The organism is Haloarchaeobius marinus, assembly GCF_051207415.1.
Classification (GTDB): domain Archaea; phylum Halobacteriota; class Halobacteria; order Halobacteriales; family Natrialbaceae; genus Haloarchaeobius.
Window position 1 is genome coordinate 1 of sequence record NZ_JBPKGD010000014.1, and the last position, 673, is coordinate 673.

The window sequence follows — 673 nt, forward strand, 5'->3', positions numbered from 1 at the left end:
ACGTACACCGTCGCCACGCCCTCGTCGTACAGCCGTTCAACGAGGTCGCGCACCAGCGCGTTCTGTGCGTGGTCACGACGCTTCGTCCGCTGTCGGTACAGCCGTCGAATCCGATTCGAGGAGTATCGTCCCTCACGGAGTTTCGACTGTAGACGGGCGATCTCGTCGGTCGTTTCGCGGAACCGTCCGAACAACTCCCGCCCGTCGTAGAGGTACTGGTTCCCAGTAGTCGTGGAACAGGCGACGAGATTGTTCGCGCCAACGTCGAGGGCGGCTTCGTGAGAAGCCAGTGGTGAATCCAGTCGAGAATCAGGTACGGTGACTGGTTGAAAAGCCCTGAACGTGTCGCTAACCTCGTCGTATTCAAGTTCCAGACGACCCTGTTTGCCGTCCCACTTCGGGTTGCCTCGGACTTCGAGGCGGAGTCGTTCGTGGTAGCCGAGTCCGTATTCGTCTTTCAGTTCTTGCCCGACAGGGATTTCGAGACGGCTACGCTTGCCCCACTCAATCGTGTACTGGTTGCATCGGATGTAGGTACGGAGTTCGCGTCCGTCCTCCTCGTTGCCCCAGTACGACGGTGGGTTAGCGTTCTCGCCTTTCTCTTTGAGGGCAAAGAACGACCGCCACGCTTCGCTGTTCTTGCGCGTGACCTGTTGGACAGTCGCGCTTCCGA

General features: G+C 59.1%; 1 protein-coding gene. It reads right to left on the reverse strand.

The window, feature by feature from the left end; translation table 11 throughout:
- Nucleotides 1-673: transposase (locus tag ACSC1W_RS20880; RefSeq protein WP_435349775.1), on the reverse strand; the 673-nt coding region annotated here is incomplete at both ends.